Annotated in this window: 12 protein-coding genes and 1 tRNA gene; 8 read left to right on the top strand and 5 right to left on the bottom strand. The window is 59.9% G+C overall.

What is annotated here, in order from left to right; all coding sequences use genetic code 11:
• Nucleotides 1–81: 81 nt before the first annotated feature.
• A complete protein-coding gene (gene adhE, locus AB5Y70_RS04270) occupies nucleotides 82–2757 on the bottom strand; it encodes a bifunctional acetaldehyde-CoA/alcohol dehydrogenase (protein WP_010674327.1) in 2676 nt (891 codons plus the stop codon).
• A gap of 831 nt (nucleotides 2758–3588) precedes the next feature.
• Between adhE and AB5Y70_RS04265 the strand changes: the two genes are divergently transcribed.
• From AB5Y70_RS04265 to AB5Y70_RS04235, 7 genes are all read left to right on the top strand, one after another.
• A complete protein-coding gene (locus AB5Y70_RS04265) occupies nucleotides 3589–4224 on the top strand; it encodes a YchE family NAAT transporter (RefSeq protein WP_010674328.1) in 636 nt (211 codons plus the stop codon).
• Between the two features lie 280 nt (nucleotides 4225–4504).
• Entirely contained in the window at nucleotides 4505–6124 is a 1620-nt protein-coding gene (locus AB5Y70_RS04260; RefSeq protein WP_041212840.1) for an ABC transporter substrate-binding protein, read from the top strand.
• A gap of 97 nt (nucleotides 6125–6221) precedes the next feature.
• Nucleotides 6222–7142 carry an oligopeptide ABC transporter permease OppB gene (gene oppB / locus AB5Y70_RS04255; protein ID WP_010674330.1) on the top strand — a complete coding sequence of 307 codons (921 nt, stop codon included), beginning with the start codon at nucleotides 6222–6224 and terminating at the stop codon, nucleotides 7140–7142.
• 14 nt (nucleotides 7143–7156) lie between these two features.
• Complete coding sequence (gene oppC / locus AB5Y70_RS04250; RefSeq protein WP_010674331.1) at nucleotides 7157–8068, top strand: oligopeptide ABC transporter permease OppC; 912 nt, start codon at nucleotides 7157–7159, stop codon at nucleotides 8066–8068.
• Between the two features lie 108 nt (nucleotides 8069–8176).
• A complete protein-coding gene (locus tag AB5Y70_RS04245; RefSeq protein WP_039038983.1) occupies nucleotides 8177–9157 on the top strand; it encodes an ABC transporter ATP-binding protein in 981 nt (326 codons plus the stop codon).
• The gene (gene oppF / locus AB5Y70_RS04240) at nucleotides 9158–10153 is read left to right on the top strand and encodes a murein tripeptide/oligopeptide ABC transporter ATP binding protein OppF (RefSeq protein ID WP_010674333.1); all 996 of its coding nucleotides are present in this window, start codon (nucleotides 9158–9160) and stop codon (nucleotides 10151–10153) included.
• A gap of 292 nt (nucleotides 10154–10445) precedes the next feature.
• The gene (locus tag AB5Y70_RS04235; RefSeq protein ID WP_041212841.1) at nucleotides 10446–11390 is read left to right on the top strand and encodes a TerC family protein; all 945 of its coding nucleotides are present in this window, start codon (nucleotides 10446–10448) and stop codon (nucleotides 11388–11390) included.
• Nucleotides 11391–11447: 57 nt separating this feature from the next.
• Here the strand turns inward: AB5Y70_RS04235 and alr are convergent, their stop codons facing one another.
• On the bottom strand, nucleotides 11448–12674 hold the full coding sequence (gene alr / locus AB5Y70_RS04230; protein WP_041212842.1) for an alanine racemase: 1227 nt from the start codon (nucleotides 12672–12674) through the stop codon (nucleotides 11448–11450).
• Between the two features lie 179 nt (nucleotides 12675–12853).
• On the opposite strand from alr, the gene AB5Y70_RS04225 reads away from it, so the two are divergent.
• The gene (locus AB5Y70_RS04225) at nucleotides 12854–13300 is read left to right on the top strand and encodes an isoprenylcysteine carboxylmethyltransferase family protein (RefSeq protein WP_010674336.1); all 447 of its coding nucleotides are present in this window, start codon (nucleotides 12854–12856) and stop codon (nucleotides 13298–13300) included.
• A gap of 73 nt (nucleotides 13301–13373) precedes the next feature.
• Here AB5Y70_RS04225 and AB5Y70_RS04220 read toward each other — a convergent pair whose 3' ends face one another.
• The 3 genes from AB5Y70_RS04220 to AB5Y70_RS04210 form a co-directional block, all read right to left on the bottom strand.
• On the bottom strand, nucleotides 13374–14633 hold the full coding sequence (locus AB5Y70_RS04220) for a dicarboxylate/amino acid:cation symporter (protein ID WP_041212843.1): 1260 nt from the start codon (nucleotides 14631–14633) through the stop codon (nucleotides 13374–13376).
• Between the two features lie 203 nt (nucleotides 14634–14836).
• The gene (locus tag AB5Y70_RS04215) at nucleotides 14837–15313 is read right to left on the bottom strand and encodes a hypothetical protein (RefSeq protein WP_041212844.1); all 477 of its coding nucleotides are present in this window, start codon (nucleotides 15311–15313) and stop codon (nucleotides 14837–14839) included.
• 120 nt (nucleotides 15314–15433) lie between these two features.
• Nucleotides 15434–15510: transfer RNA gene (locus AB5Y70_RS04210), tRNA-Pro, on the bottom strand.
• Nucleotides 15511–15515 lie beyond the last annotated feature (5 nt).

The raw sequence follows: 15515 nt of genomic DNA, 5'->3' as shown, positions 1-15515 counted from the left end.
CAACAAGCTAGCAAAATTAAACAGATAGACAAACAAAAAAGCCCGCGCATGTGCGCGGGCTCTTGTCATCCGTGGCGTTTATCAGGCCTTGGATTTTTTCTTGTTGTCCACCTTGGTGTCGACCTTGGCTGCAACCGGGGCGGCAACAGGGGCTTCCTCGATGAAGGGACGGCCGTAGTAGGTGTCCATCAGGATGGCTTTCAGCTCGGTGATCAGCGGGTAGCGCGGGTTGGCGCCGGTGCACTGGTCATCGAAGGCTTCCAGCGCCAGCTGGTCTACCTTGGCCAGGAAGTCCGCTTCGTTCACGCCGGCTTCGCGGATGGAGGCCGGGATCCCCAGGGTGGCCTTCAGCTCGTCCAGCCAGGTCAGCAGCTTCTCGATCTTGGCGGCGGTACGGTCACCTGCAGCGGTCAGGCCCAGGTGGTCAGCCACTTCGGCGTAGCGACGGCGAGCCTGCGGACGGTCGTACTGGGAGAACGCGGTCTGCTTGGTCGGGTTGTCGTTCGCGTTGTAGCGGATGACGTTGCTGATCAGCAGGGCGTTGGCCAGGCCGTGCGGAATGTGGAACTCGGCACCCAGTTTGTGGGCCATGGAGTGGCACACACCCAGGAAGGCGTTGGCGAACGCGATACCGGCGATGGTAGCAGCGTTGTGTACTTTCTCGCGAGCAACCGGGTCGTTGGCGCCGTTGATGTAGCTGGACGGCAGGTACTCTTTGAGCAGTTTCAGGGCTTGCAGCGCCTGACCGTCGGAGTATTCGTTGGCCAGCACGGAGACATAGGCTTCCATGGCGTGGGTCACGGCGTCGATACCACCGAAGGCACACAGGGATTTGGGCATGCCCATCACCAGGTTGGCATCCACGATGGCCATGTTCGGGGTCAGCTCGTAGTCGGCCAGCGGGTACTTCATGCCGGTGGCGTCGTCGGTCACGACCGCAAACGGGGTCACTTCAGAACCGGTACCGGACGTGGTGGTGATACAGACCAGTTCGGCCTTCACGCCCATTTTCGGGAACTTGTAGATACGCTTGCGGATGTCCATGAAGCGCATGGCCAGGTCTTCGAACGCGGTATCCGGGTGCTCGTACATGACCCACATGATCTTGGCGGCATCCATGGGTGAACCACCACCCAGGGCGACGATCACGTCCGGCTTGAAGGAGTTGGCCATCTCGGCGCCCTTGCGGACCACGGACAGGGTGGGGTCGGCTTCCACTTCGTAGAAGATCTCCACTTCCATGTTCAGCTTCTTGAGCAGGCGAACCACTTCATCGGCATAGCCGTTGTTGAACAGGAATCGGTCGGTCACCACCATGGCGCGCTTCTTGCCTTCCAGGTCGCCCAGGGCGATCGGCAGGGAACCACGACGGAAGTAGATGGATTTCGGAAGTTTGTGCCACAGCATATTTTCTGCCCGTTTTGCGACTGTCTTCTTGTTGATCAAGTGCTTGGGACCGACGTTCTCGGAGATGGAGTTACCACTCCAGGAGCCGCAACCCAGGGTCAGGGACGGGGCCAGCGCGAAGTTGTACAGGTCACCGATACCACCCTGGGTGGAGGGGGTGTTGATGAGGATACGGGCGGTCTTCATCTTGTCGCCGAAGTACTTGATGCGGTCGGCATTGCGATCCTGGTCGGTATAGAGACCGGAGGTGTGGCCGATACCACCGATGTTGACCATGTCGCAGGCCATTTCGACGGCTTCTTCGAAGTTCTTGGCACGGAACATACCCAGCGTTGGAGAGAGTTTCTCGTGAGCGAACTCGTCTTCCGCGCAGAGTTCCAGACCTTCACCGATGAGGATCTTGGTGGTGGCAGGCACGGTCACACCGGCCATGGCGGCGATCTTGGTGGCAGGCTGGCCCACGATGTCGGCGTTCAGGGCGCCGTTGATCAGCAGCACTTTACGCACCTTGTCCGCTTCGTCCTTGGAGAGGATGTAGCCGGCGTGGGTCGCGAAACGCTCCTTGACCTGGTTGTAGATGGAGTCGACCACGATGACAGCCTGCTCGGAGGCACAGACCACGCCGTTGTCGAAGGTCTTGGACATCAGGATGGAGGCGACGGCACGCTTCACGTCGGCGGTTTCGTCGATGACGATGGGCACGTTGCCCGCACCCACGCCGATGGCGGGTTTGCCGGAGGAGTAGGCGGCCTTCACCATGCCCGGGCCACCGGTGGCCAGGATCAGGTTGATGTCGTCGTGACGCATCAGGGCATTGGAGAGTTCGACGGAGGGTTGATCAATCCAGCCGATGATGTCTTTCGGCGCACCGGCAGCCACGGCTGCATCCAGTACCAGCTTGGCAGCGGTATTGGTGGAGTTCTTGGCGCGGGGGTGCGGGGAGAAGATGATGGCATTGCGGGTCTTCAGGGAGATGAGGGCCTTGAAGATCGCAGTGGAAGTCGGGTTGGTGGTCGGTACGATACCGCAGATGATGCCTACCGGCTCGGCGATGGTGATGGTGCCCATCTCGTCGTCCTGGCTCAGGATGCCGCAGGTCTTTTCATCTTTATAGGCGTTGTAGATGTATTCGGAGGCGAAGTGGTTCTTGATAACCTTGTCTTCGATGATACCCATACCGGATTCAGCCACGGCCATCTGGGCCAGGGGGATACGGGCGTTGCTGGCGGCCAGGGCGGCGGCACGGAAGACCTTGTCTACCTGCTCTTGCGAGAAGCTGGCGAATTGACGCTGTGCTTCTTTGACGCGGGCAACCAGTGCATCCAGTTCAGCCAAATTGGTTACTGCCATGTTTATCTCCTGATGATTTGAAAACTGTTTAGTAAGACCTTGGCAATGCCCGGCAATTATAGCCACCTTGTCAAGGCGAGAATCACCATAACGGGGTATTTACATGCCTTAGTAAACTGTTTTCTGACTCGATTATAGGGTCGGGATGTGTCAGAAAAGATTGATCTGGATCATATGTAACAAAAGAACAAAAGAAATTTTGTTTCACCCCTTATCGCACCACTATGTTACGGGAGTGTGTCATCCTTTCTTGGCATCACGAGCTGCTGTCACGCGCCCTTGAAATATCTGCTCAGGGAAGGGGATCCGATGAATTCTCGCCTTGACCGGGATGGGGGAAGGTGGCATTGCCATGATGGCGGCAGAACGCCTAGCCCCCTGACGTTTCATTTATGTTGAGAAAGGGGTTGTTGTTTTCATCCAGTCGCCCTGGCGAAACAGCACATCTGGCGGTGGCAGGGAGCTTGTCACCTCTGCACAGCCGGCCCCACTGCACCGCACCAGGGTGAGAAAGGCCAAAATCGGGGTCACAGGAGCGGGTGGGGGCGGCAAGCAGGTGTGGTGAGAAGCAAGGGTGCCATTTGCCGAAAATATCGTTTCTTGGCTGAGGGTTGATATAACGCGCTGTCATGGCACCCGGCGATGTTAATGGTGGCCACTCTCCCTTAACAACCCGATATGTTGAATTTTGTCGATACATTAGCGGAACTAACTAAAAAGCCCCGGTAAGGGTGAGATTATTTGATTGGAGAAGGGAAAAGCCATGGTGTAAATTTACGCGTAGTTTGGGGGTTGGCCCCTTGTGGCTCGTATTGGTTCTGGATGGCGCCTATGGCAGCAATAGACTTCTCTTTATACCTGAAATTTTTCGTCGGCCTGTTTGCGATCATCAACCCGCTGGGTCTGTTGCCGGTTTTTGTGAGCCTGACGGGCCACATGTCGCCGGAGGAGCGACGCAAGACCAACACCACCGCCCACATTGCCGTGATGATCATCCTGATGGTCTCCATGTGCATGGGACAGCTCATCCTCGACAGTTTCGGCATCTCCCTGGCATCGTTTCGCATTGCCGGTGGCTCGCTGATCACCCTGATCGCCTGGTCCATGCTGCAGGGCAAGCTGGGGGAGGTGAAGCACAACAAGCAGGAGAAGGGTGAACTGGCTGCGCGTGAATCCATTGCCGTGGTGCCCCTGGCTCTGCCGCTGATGGCCGGACCCGGTGCCATCTCCTCTTCCATCGTCTATGCCAGCCAGAAGACCCTGCCCCAGATGGCCGGCATGTTCGTGGTGGTGGTGGCGTTTGCCTGCTGCTCCTGGCTCATCTTCCGCGCCGCTCCCCTGCTGTTCAAGCTGATGGGCAACACCGGCATCAACGTGGTGACCCGTATCATGGGTCTCATCATGATGTCCCTTGGCATCGAGATCATCGTGGCGGGCATCAAGGGAGTCTTCCCCGGTCTGGTGTGAGCCAGGTCCGTTTTTGTCGGAGCCGGTCCTTGTGACCGGCTTTTTATTGTTTCTTTTTTGTTGGTCATTTCCTAGAATCGAGCTGCCTTGTACGAAAAATGACCGCTGCGGGATATTTAAATGCTGAATAAATGGTTTTAAGTTGTTTTTTTGACCATGAAAGCGGCCTGTTCCTGATGATATCTATTGCATTATCAGAATTGTCAGGGAATTATGCGGGCAGCGAGGTGTTTGTCTCGTGGATAACAAATGCATGGAATGTTCTTGTTGGAGTATGGAAATGACTCATAGAAAAACAATTATTAATACCCTTTTATTGACTGCACTTTTCGGTGGCGCCACCCTGGCTCACGCCGCCGATGTCCCCGCCGGTACCAAGCTTGCTCCCGAGCAAACCCTGGTGAAAGGCAATGGTTCCGAACCCGCCACCCTGGATCCCCAGAAAGTGGAAGGTACCCCCGAATCCAACGTATTGCGTGACCTGTTCGAAGGTCTCGTCTCCTCCGGCCCCAAGGGTGAGACCCTGCCCGGCGTCGCCGAGTCCTGGGAAACCAAGGACAACAAACATTACGTGTTCCACCTGCGCAAGGATGCCAAGTGGTCCAACGGGGATCCCGTCACCGCTCATGACTTCGTCTTTGCCTTCCAGCGCGCGGTGGATCCCAAGACGGCCTCTCCCTACTCCTGGTACATGGAGATCCCGACCATCATCAATGCCTCCGACATCATCGCGGGCAAGAAGCCGGCCGACACTCTGGGTGTGAAGGCGGTGGACGATCATACCTTCGAGGTGCAGCTGGAGAAGGCGGTGCCTTACTTCGTCAGCATGCTCTCCCACACCACCACCTATCCGGTCCCGAAGAAGGTGATCGAGAAGTTCGGTGACAAGTGGACCCAGCCCGGCAACATGGTATCCAACGGCGCCTACGTGCTGAAGGACTGGGTGGTCAACGAGCGCGTCGACGTCGAGCGCAACCCCAACTACTGGAACAACGGCAAGACCGTCATCAACAAGGTGACCTACCTGCCCATCCAGTCCACCAACGCCGAGCTGAACCGCTATCTGGCTGGCGAAGTGGATCTGACCTACAACATGCCCATCGAACGCTTCAAGCAGATGAAGAAAGAGCTGCCGGACGAAGTAAAGGTCAGCGGCTATGTGGGCACCTACTACTACCAGTACAACTTCAAGCACAAGCCGTTTGACGACGTGCGGGTGCGTACCGCCCTCTCCTATGCCATCGATCGCAACGTGATCGCCGACAAGGTGATGGGCAAGGGCGAAACCCCGGGCTACACGCTCGTGCCTGACTTTGTAGATGGCTTCAAGCCGGTGGCGCCGGCCTGGTCCAAGCTGACCCAGGCAGAGCGCGATGCCAAGGCGAAAGAGCTGCTGACCGAAGCCGGTTACGGCCCGGGCAAGCCGCTCAAGTTCGAGCTGCTCTACAACACCGACGACAACCACAAAAAGGTGGCCGTGGCCGTCGCCTCCATGTGGAAGAAGCTCGGCGTGCAGGTGAGCCTGGTGAACCAGGAGTGGAAGACCTACCTGGAGACCAAGAAGCAGGGTAACTTCGACGTGGGCCGCGCCGGCTGGATTGCGGACTACAACGAAGCCTCCTCCATGCTGGATCTGATGCAGACCACTCACGGCAACAACGACGGCAAATACTCCAACCCGACGTTCGACAAGCTGATGAGCGAGTCCCGCAACCAGGTGGATGCCGAGGCGCGCAACAAGCTCTATGTCCAGGCCGAAGAGATCCTGGCCAAGGACATGCCGATCGCCCCCATCTATCAGTACGTGACCTCCCGCATGGTCAAGCCCTACGTGGGCGGCTACCCGGCCAACCCGCTGGACAACATCTACAGCAAAGACATGTACATCGTTGCTCACTGAGTAAAGAAACAAGTCGCATAACAAGCAGGGCCCGCCAGACGGCGGGCCTTTATTACAACCGCGACCCTTTGGAAGCAGTACAGGACAGGAAATGTCTATGTTGAAATTCATCCTTAAACGTCTACTGGAAGCGATCCCGACTCTGCTGGTCTTGATCACCGTCTCCTTCTTCATGATGCGCTTCGCCCCGGGTAACCCCTTCACCAGCGAACGCGCCCTGCCGCCGGAAGTCCTGGCCAACATCGAAGCCAAATATGGCCTGGACAAGCCCATCGGCATGCAATACCTCACTTACCTCGGCAACCTGGTCCAGGGGGATCTGGGGCCCTCCTTCAAATACAAGGACTTCACCGTCAATGATCTGGTGAGCCAGGCCCTGCCTGTCTCCGCCAAGATAGGCTCGGTCGCCTTCCTGCTGGCAGTGACCCTGGGGGTCACCTTCGGCACCATTGCGGCCCTGAAACAGAACACCCTCATCGACTACCTGTTGATGTCGTCGGCCATGGCCGGGGTGGTGATACCCGGCTTCGTGCTGGCACCGCTGCTGGTGCTCTTCTTCAGTATCTATCTGGGCTGGTTCCCGGCGGGAGGCTGGCAGGGGGGCGGCGCCCAGTTCATGGTACTGCCGGTGTTCGGCATGATGATGTACTACATCTCCGCCATCTCCCGCATCATGCGCGGCAGCATGATCGAGACCATGAACTCCAACTTCATCCGTACCGCCCGCGCCAAGGGGCTGCCCCTGCGTCACATCATCCTCAAGCACGCGCTGCGCCCGGCCATGCTGCCGGTGGTCTCCTACCTGGGACCGGCCTTCGTGGGCATCATCACCGGCTCCGTGGTCATCGAGACCATCTTCGGCCTGCCGGGGATCGGCCAGCTGTTCGTCAACGGTGCCCTCAACCGTGATTACTCCATGGTGCTCGGTCTGACCATTCTGGTCGGCGCCCTCACCATCACCTTTAACGCCGTGGTCGATATTCTCTATGCCGTCATCGATCCCAAGATCCGTTACTAAGCCGGGAGTTCATCATGGTAGTCACAACTGAAAAGCGCGAAGCCGTCGAGGCGTTCGCCCAGAAAGTGGAAGTGGTGGAAGGACGCTCCCTGTGGAAGGATGCCCGTCGCCGTTTCCTGCGCAACAAGGCGGCCCTGACCAGCCTCATCATCCTGACCATCATCGGTCTGGCGGTGATCGTGGGGCCCCACCTGTCCCAGTACACGTTCGATGACCCGGACTGGGGGGCCATGCAGAGTGCCCCGGACATGGAGACCGGCCACTGGTTCGGCACCGACAGCCTGGGGCGCGACCTGTTCGTGCGTACCTTGCTCGGCGGACGCATCTCCCTGATGGTCGGCATCATGGGGGCCCTGGTGGCTGTCATCATCGGCACCCTCTACGGCGCCGCGTCCGGCTTCATCGGCGGTCGCGTCGACAGCCTGATGATGCGCGTGCTTGAGATCCTCAACGCCTTCCCCTTCATGTTCTTCGTGATCATGCTGGTGACCTTCTTCGGTCGCAATCTGGCCCTCATCTTCCTCGCCATCGGCGCGGTGAGCTGGCTCGACATGGCGCGGATCGTGCGCGGCCAGACCCTGAGTCTCAAGAGCAAGGAGTTCATCGAGGCGGCCCACGTCTGCGGCGTCTCCAAGTGGAAGATCATCACCCGTCATATCGTGCCCAACGTGCTCGGCATAGTGGCGGTTTACGCCACCCTGCTGGTGCCGGGGATGATCATGTTCGAATCCTTCCTGAGCTTCCTGGGTCTGGGCGTGCAAGAGCCCATGACCAGCTGGGGCGCCCTGCTGGATGAAGGCTCCAAGTCGATGGAAGTGGCCATCTGGCAACTCCTGTTCCCCGCCGGTTTCATGGTGGTGACCCTGTTCTGCTTCAACTTCCTCGGGGATGGTCTGCGTGATGCCCTGGATCCCAAGGATCGCTGATACCCAGGGACCGGCAAGACGCCAAGGGGCCATCAGACCCGTTCAGGGAACGCACCGCGTTCACCACGGGCAGGCCCCCATCACGACAGCGCGATAAGGAGTACTGAGATGAAATTACTGGATGTGAAAGATCTGCGGGTCGAGTTCAAGACCCCGGACGGCAATGTGGTGGCCGTCAACGACCTCAACTTTTCTCTTTCTGCCGGCGAAACCCTGGGGATCGTCGGGGAGTCGGGCTCAGGCAAGTCCCAGACTGCCTTTGCCATCATGGGGCTACTCGCCAAGAACGGTGTCATCACCGGCTCGGCCAAATTTCAGGGGGACGAGATCCTGAATCTGCCGGAGCACAAGCTCAACAAGATCCGCTCCGAGAAGATCGCCATGATCTTCCAGGACCCCATGACGTCGCTCAACCCCTACATGAAGGTCAAGGATCAGCTGATGGAAGTGCTGATGCTGCACAAGGGGATGACCAAGGCTGCCGCCTTCGAGGAGTCGGTGCGCATGCTGGACGCGGTGAAGATCCCCGAGTCGCGCAAGCGGATGAACATGTACCCCCACGAGTTCTCCGGCGGCATGCGTCAGCGGGTGATGATCGCCATGGCGCTCCTGTGCCGGCCGCAGCTGCTCATCGCCGACGAGCCGACCACGGCGCTGGACGTGACGGTACAGGCCCAGATCATGACCCTGATGAACGAGCTCAAGCGCGAGTTCAACACCGCCATCATCATGATCACCCACGATCTTGGCGTCGTGGCCGGCATCTGCGACAAGGTGCTGGTGATGTACGCAGGCCGGACCATGGAGTACGGCCGGGTCAACGATATCTTCTATCGCCCGAGCCACCCCTATACCGAAGGCTTGCTGCGCGCCATTCCCCGCCTCGACACCGAAGGGGAAGAGCTGCCCACCATTCCGGGCAATCCGCCCAACCTGCTGCGTTTGCCCACCGGCTGTCCCTTCCAGGAGCGTTGCCACCGGGTGAGCGAGATTTGTGGCCAGCAATCGCCGATCCTGACACCGTTCAACGACGGTCGGGAGCGGGCGTGCCACTGGGTATCGGATGCCATGATCAAGGGAGTGAACTAAATGGGTACTGACAAGAAACTGCTGCTGGAAGTGTCCGACCTCAAGGTTCACTTCCATATCAAGAGTGACAAGGCCTGGCCCTGGGCCAAGCCCTCCGCCCTGAAGGCGGTGGACGGGGTGACCCTGCGCCTCTACGAAGGGGAGACCCTGGGCGTAGTGGGGGAGTCCGGTTGCGGCAAATCCACCTTCGCCCGTGCCCTCATCGGCCTGGTACCGGCCACCGACGGCAAGGTGGTGTGGCTTGGGCAGGACTTGACCAAGCTCGAGCAGAACGCCCTGCGGGAGAAGCGCAAGGAGATCCAGATGATCTTCCAGGATCCGCTGGCCTCCCTGAACCCCCGCATGACCATAGGGGACATCATCGCCGAGCCCCTCATCACCTTCTACCCGACCCTGCCAAGGGAAGAGGTGAAGGAGAAGGTGCGCGCCATGATGACCAAGGTGGGTCTGTTGCCGAACCTGGTGAACCGTTACCCCCATGAGTTCTCCGGCGGCCAGTGCCAGCGCATCGGCATTGCCCGGGCGCTCATCCTCGAGCCCAAGATGATCATCTGTGACGAGCCGGTCTCGGCGCTGGATGTCTCCATCCAGGCTCAGGTGGTGAACCTGCTCAAATCCCTGCAAAAGGAGATGGGTCTCTCCCTCATCTTCATCGCCCACGACCTCTCAGTGGTCAAACACATCTCCGATCGGGTGCTGGTGATGTACCTGGGCAACGCGGTGGAGCTGGGGACCGGCAAGGAGATCTTCGCCAATCCCCTGCACCCCTATACCAAGGCGCTGATGTCGGCGGTCCCCATCCCGGATCCGGATCTGGAGCGCAGCAAGGTCATCCAGATCCTGGAAGGGGACCTGCCATCCCCCATGAATCCGCCCTCCGGCTGCGTGTTTCGCACCCGCTGCCCGGTGGCAGGTCCGGAGTGCGCCAAGACCCGGCCCCAGCTCGAGGGCAACTTCGACCACGCGGTTTCCTGTCTCAAGGTGGACCCGCTCTGAGGATGGGAGCGTGACAGGGGCGCCCGGGTGGCGCCCCTCTTTTTTGCCTGCCCATCAAATCCTCTCTTGGCGCCAGCGGTTGTCGCTGCTACTATCCGCCTTACAAGGGGAGTAACTTCTCGCCGGTTTGTCGTCATTACGGTGCACCCATATCCTGCAGTGCACCCGGCAGCCGGGCAGTTGACGCAAGTCGGCTGTAAGTGAGACCTTGCCGAGAGGCAAGGTGTATCTGCTCCAAACGCGAACCCACTGCCTCCCGGCCGTGGGTTTTGTCGTTTTGGGAGAAGTGAAAATGGGTGAATGGTGGATGTGGACCGGTTTCTTCAGCATAGTGCTGGTCCTGTTGTGGATTGATATCCGCTTTGTCGGTGGCGGCAAGGCGCACAAGGTGTCCCTGAAAGAGGCGGGCATCTGGTCTCTCATCTGGGTCAGCGTGGCGCTCCTGTTCAACCTGGCCATCTGGCTCTGGCTGGATCACAGTGCCGGGCGCGAAATCGCGAACCAGAAGGGGCTGGAGTTTCTCACCGGCTACCTCATCGAAAAGGCACTGGCGGTGGACAACGTCTTCGTCTGGCTGATGCTGTTCGGCTACTTCGCCATCCCGGCGGAGCTGCAGCGCCGGGTCCTGCTCTACGGGGTGCTGGGGGCCATCGTGATGCGCGCGGGCATGGTGTTCGCGGGCAGCTGGCTCATCGAGCAGTTCCACTGGATCCTCTACCTGTTCGGGGCCTTCTTGCTGCTGACCGGTGCCAAGATGCTGTGGGCGGCCGACAAGGAGCCGGATCTCGAGAACAATGCCCTGCTCGGCTGGATGCGTCGTCGCTTCAAGGTGACCGAGACGCTGGAGGGGGAGAAGTTCTTCGTCTGGCGTGACGGTGTGCGCTACGCGACCCCGCTGCTGCTCATCCTGGTGCTGGTGGAGGTGAGCGACCTCATCTTCGCGGTGGACAGTATCCCGGCCATCTTCGCGGTGACCACGGATCCCTTCATCGTGCTCACCTCCAACATCTTCGCCATCATGGGGCTGCGCGCCATGTACTTCCTGCTGGCCGGGGTGGCCGATCGCTTCGCCCTGCTCAAATACGGCCTGGCGCTGATCCTGATGTTCATCGGGGTCAAGATGTTGCTGCTCGATATCTTCAAGATACCGACCGGCATCGCCCTTGGCGTGGTGGCGCTGATCCTGCTGGCCTCCATGGGACTGAGTCTGCTGATGACCCGCAAAAAGACGGCGTGAACGGCGCAGTAAAAAAAAGGGCTCCATAGGGGGCCCTTTTTCATGTCAGCAATTTGCTTAGCGCTTGATCTTCTTGGGGTTGGTGTAGCCCCAGACGGTGTACATGTCCGCCAAGAGGGCACCGTTGTACTCCTCCAGATCAGATTGTTTCACCTCGGCATCACCCTGGCGTCCGAACAGGACCACCTCGTCACCGGGTTTGATCCCCTTGATGTCGGTGACGTCCACCATGGTGGTGTTCATGGAAGTCTTGCCCACGACGGGGGCCTTCTGGCCATGGATCAGCACATAGGCCTTGTTGCTCATGGCGCGGCGGTAGCCGTCGGAGTAGCCCATCGGCAGGTTGGCCAGCAGGGAGTCGCGCTTGAGGGTGAAGGTGCGGTCATAGCCGACGGTGTTGCCCGCCGGGTAGTGGTTGACGGAGGCGACCTGGGTCTTGAACGCCATCACCTTCTTGTACTCGGTGTAGGAGGGAATGGTGTCGCCATAGATGATACCGCCAGGGCGCACCATGTCAAAGTAGGCTTCCGGCACTTCCAGGGTGGCGAAGGAGTTGGCGGCGTGGATGGTGAGCTTGCTGCGATCCAGCTTGCCGGCGTCGATGAGCCACTGGTAGTCCAGCTTGAACTGGGCCAGCCCCAGCTTGACGTCCTCTTTCTCCTCCACCGGGAAGTGGGTCATGATGCCGACCGGGGTGATCCCCTTGAGCTTGAGCATGGCCAGGGCATCGGCCTTGGCATCGTCCTGGCGCAGATCGATGCCGTTGCGGCTCATGCCGGCGGAGTTCAGGCCGATGTGCACCGGGATGTTGGTGTGATGGCGCTGGGCGATGCCGGCGATCCCCTTGGCGCTCTCCAGGCTGCCGATGAGCTCCTCCAGCTTGTAGGGCAGGGCCTGCTCCACTTCATCCGGGGTGGCGGCCCGCACCCGCATCAGGCGACCTTCGAAGCCCTTCTCGCGAGCAACACGTGCTTCTTCGTTGCTGGCGATGCCGATGCAAGGGATGCCTGCCTTGACCACGGAAGGGACCAGCAGGTCGATGCCGTGACCGTAGGCGTCCGCCTTCATGATGGCGCAGATCTGCGGGCCCTTGTCACCGAGGCGATTCTTCAGGGTCTGGATGTTGTGCTCGAAGGCACCGAGATCCACTTCCAGCCAGGCGTTGGCGGCGGTCTGTTCCTGACCGTTGCGGTGGTCGTCGGCGAGCGGCAGATAGGGGGCGGCGACCGCCTGGCCGGCCAGCAGGCCAAAAATCAGGGTCGCGAGCAGTGTTTTCTTGTGCATGGGGCAAGTCCTTTCTTATTGTCTTGAGTTGAGGCTGGGCTCATCGCTGAGGCGAGCTGCGGCAGGGCTGGTCATAGCATGTTGCTATGCTAATGATATATTTCACTTTTTATCCAGATGCCGACTCTGGGAGTGTATCTCAACGGCGTCAATCGTGGCACGTGTTGCAGGAAGAAAATATGAAGCTGACGTTGCGGATTCCACCGTTGCTGCTGTTCGTCGTCATCGTGCTCGCCATGTGGCTGGGGCGGGGTGAGGGGAGGGCGGCGCCCCTGTGGCTGGTGCTGGTCGCCACGCTGTGGCTGGCGGGAGCCCTGCTGGGGGGCGGTGCGCTTCTGCATTTCTGGCAGCAGCGCACCACTGTGCACCCCCAGCGGCTGGAGAGCAGCCGGGTGCTGGTGACCCGGGGCGTCTATCGCATCAGCCGCAATCCCATGTACCTGGGGCTGCTCTGCTGGACCCTGGCGCTGGCGTGCTATCTGGGAGGCATGGCAGTGTGGCTCGGGCCGCTGCTGCTCTGGGGCTGGCTTACCCGCTTCCAGATCCTGGCGGAGGAGCAGGCGCTGCGGCGACAATTCGGCGATGCCTATGACGACTATTGCCGACAGGTCAGGCGCTGGTGCTGAGGCGCGGCGTGCCCCATCAGGCATATGACAACGGCCCGCAGAAGCGGGCCGTTGTCATGGGGGTCAGGGGGGATCACGCCTTGGCGGTGTCCACCTCGCCGAGGGGGGCGGTCTCCCCCAGGCTGTCTTCGCTCTTGGCCACCACGCTCGCGGCGATGGCGTTGCCCAGCACGTTGGTGGCGGAGCGCCCCATGTCGAGGAAGTGGTCGATACCGAGCAGCAGCAGGATGCCCGCTTCCGGGATGTGGAACTGGTTGAGGGTGGCGGCAATCACCACCAGGGAGGCGCGGGGCACCCCGGCCATTCCCTTGGAGGTGACCATCAGCAGCAGCAGCATGGTGATCTGCTGGGCCGTGGAGAGCTCGATGCCATAGGCCTGGGCGATGAACATCACCGCGAAGGTGCAGTACATCATGGAACCGTCCAGGTTGAAGGAGTAGCCCATGGGGAGCACGAAGCTGGCGATGCGCTTGTCACAGCCAAATTTCTCCAGCCTGTCCAGGGTCTTGGGGTAGGCGGCCTCGGAGCTGGCGGTGGAGAAGGCCAGCAGGATGGGCTCGCGGATGAGGGCGAGCAGTGTCAGGATGCGGCGGCGGATGAAGAGGCTGCCCATGGCGATGAGCAGCAGCCATAGGCAGCCGAGCGCCAGATAGAACTGGGCCATGAAGGTGCCATAGGTAGCGAGGATGCCGAGCCCCTCCTTGGCGACCATGGCGGCGATGGCGCCAAACACCGCGAACGGGGCGAAGTTCATCACGTAGCCGGTCACCTTGAGCATGATCTCGGCGCCGCTGGCCATCAGCTTGACCACGGGCTTGGCGTCGTCCCCCAGGGCGGCGGCGGCCAGCCCGAAGAAGAGGGAGAAGACCACGATCTGCAGGATCTCGTTGGTGGCCATCGCCTCGACCACGCTTTTCGGGATGGCGTGGGTCACGAAATCCTTGAGGGAGATGGCGGTGGCAAGCACGCCGGAGCTGGCGCCGTCATCGGGCAGGGAGAGGGAGAGCCCCACCCCAGGTTGCATCAGGTGGACCATGACCAGCCCCAGGGTCAGAGACATCAGGGAGGCGAGCATGAACCAGCCCAGGGTCTTGACGCCGATGCGGCCCACGGTGCGGGTGTCACCCATCTTGGCGATGCCGACCACGAGCGTGGTGAACACCAGGGGGGCGATGATCATCTTGATGAGGCGCAGGAAGATGTCGGTCAGCAGGGTGATGTCATCGGCAAAGCCTGCGGCCTGTGCGGGCGCGAGCAGGCGATAACCCTGCCCGGTCACGATGCCAAGCAACATCGCAATGAGGATGGCAACGGTCAACTTGTTCATTTTCATGGGGGAGTTCCGGTTTCGATAGGTGCAATGCCTGTGCAGGCGGCGAGGGGCCGCCTCAGTCCTTTTTTGTGATCCGGGCGGTGGAATCCAGACAGCCGGTGTGCTGGAGCATGCCTAATCGCGAAGGGGAAATCCAGTGACTTGTTTCGGAGTTTTGCGCTATTGTTAGCTGCATTTGATATGCATCTTGTGATTTATTTGTATTAATCGCTGTTTATTTTAATTTTTGCGAGATAAACGGCTTCCATGCTCTGTGCGTCCCGGGGGCTGGCCTCCAGGGTGAAGACGAGCAGGGCCGAGGTGCGATGTTCCACCTGCATGTCGTCCATGAAGGTGTCTGGCTCGTACTCGTCGAACCCGAATTGGGGGCGGGTCGGGGTGACCCTGACGGCATCCCGCGACAGGGTCAGCGTCTCGACCCGAATCCAGGGGTATCCCTTTGCCAGTGCCACCTCACCGGCCCGCTTGAGCACGTATTTGCGCGCCGTTTCCCTGTCCACCAGATCGTTTCCCACAAACTCCAGTTGCCAGCGGGCCGGGCCAAGCTGGGTCTGTGAAAAACCGGTCTGGCCATTCCAGAACGATTTTTCACTGTCATAGGCGGTGGCGCAGCCCGCGAGCTGGCCGACCAGCAGGGCGCTGAGGGCAAGGGTGCAGAAAGTACGAAGGGAAGGCAACATGATGCGGGCCGCTTGGCAAAGGGGGTTTTACTACAGCACAAAGGGATCGGAGAGACAATCGCGGTGGAAGACCATAAAAGAAAAGGCCTTGTCGTCTGACAAGGCCTTTCTCGGGGAATTTGGTCGGTGTGAGAGGATTCGAACCTCCGACCCTCTACACCCCATGCAGATGCGCTACCTGGCTGCGCTACACACCGACGGA

Origin of the sequence: Aeromonas sp. s1(2024), from assembly GCF_040908005.1 — a bacterium.
Taxonomy (GTDB): Bacteria; Pseudomonadota; Gammaproteobacteria; order Enterobacterales; family Aeromonadaceae; genus Aeromonas; species Aeromonas caviae.
Note: the sequence above shows the minus strand (reverse complement) of the source record. Positions and strands in the feature narration are given on the sequence as shown.

Excerpts from the sequence above, each read along its gene's own strand:
- oppC (WP_010674331.1), top strand. The coding sequence starts at position 7,157 with ATGGTAGTCACAACTGAAAAGCGCGAAGCCGTCGAGGCGTTCGCCCAG.
- AB5Y70_RS04225 (WP_010674336.1), top strand. The coding sequence starts at position 12,854 with ATGAAGCTGACGTTGCGGATTCCACCGTTGCTGCTGTTCGTCGTCATC.
- AB5Y70_RS04245 (WP_039038983.1), top strand. The coding sequence starts at position 8,177 with ATGAAATTACTGGATGTGAAAGATCTGCGGGTCGAGTTCAAGACCCCG.
- AB5Y70_RS04215 (WP_041212844.1), bottom strand. The coding sequence starts at position 15,313 with ATGTTGCCTTCCCTTCGTACTTTCTGCACCCTTGCCCTCAGCGCCCTG.
- oppB (WP_010674330.1), top strand. The coding sequence starts at position 6,222 with ATGTTGAAATTCATCCTTAAACGTCTACTGGAAGCGATCCCGACTCTG.
- adhE (WP_010674327.1), bottom strand. The coding sequence starts at position 2,757 with ATGGCAGTAACCAATTTGGCTGAACTGGATGCACTGGTTGCCCGCGTC.
- AB5Y70_RS04260 (WP_041212840.1), top strand. The coding sequence starts at position 4,505 with ATGACTCATAGAAAAACAATTATTAATACCCTTTTATTGACTGCACTT.
- AB5Y70_RS04220 (WP_041212843.1), bottom strand. The coding sequence starts at position 14,633 with ATGAAAATGAACAAGTTGACCGTTGCCATCCTCATTGCGATGTTGCTT.
- AB5Y70_RS04265 (WP_010674328.1), top strand. The coding sequence starts at position 3,589 with ATGGCAGCAATAGACTTCTCTTTATACCTGAAATTTTTCGTCGGCCTG.
- AB5Y70_RS04235 (WP_041212841.1), top strand. The coding sequence starts at position 10,446 with ATGGGTGAATGGTGGATGTGGACCGGTTTCTTCAGCATAGTGCTGGTC.
- alr (WP_041212842.1), bottom strand. The coding sequence starts at position 12,674 with ATGCACAAGAAAACACTGCTCGCGACCCTGATTTTTGGCCTGCTGGCC.
- oppF (WP_010674333.1), top strand. The coding sequence starts at position 9,158 with ATGGGTACTGACAAGAAACTGCTGCTGGAAGTGTCCGACCTCAAGGTT.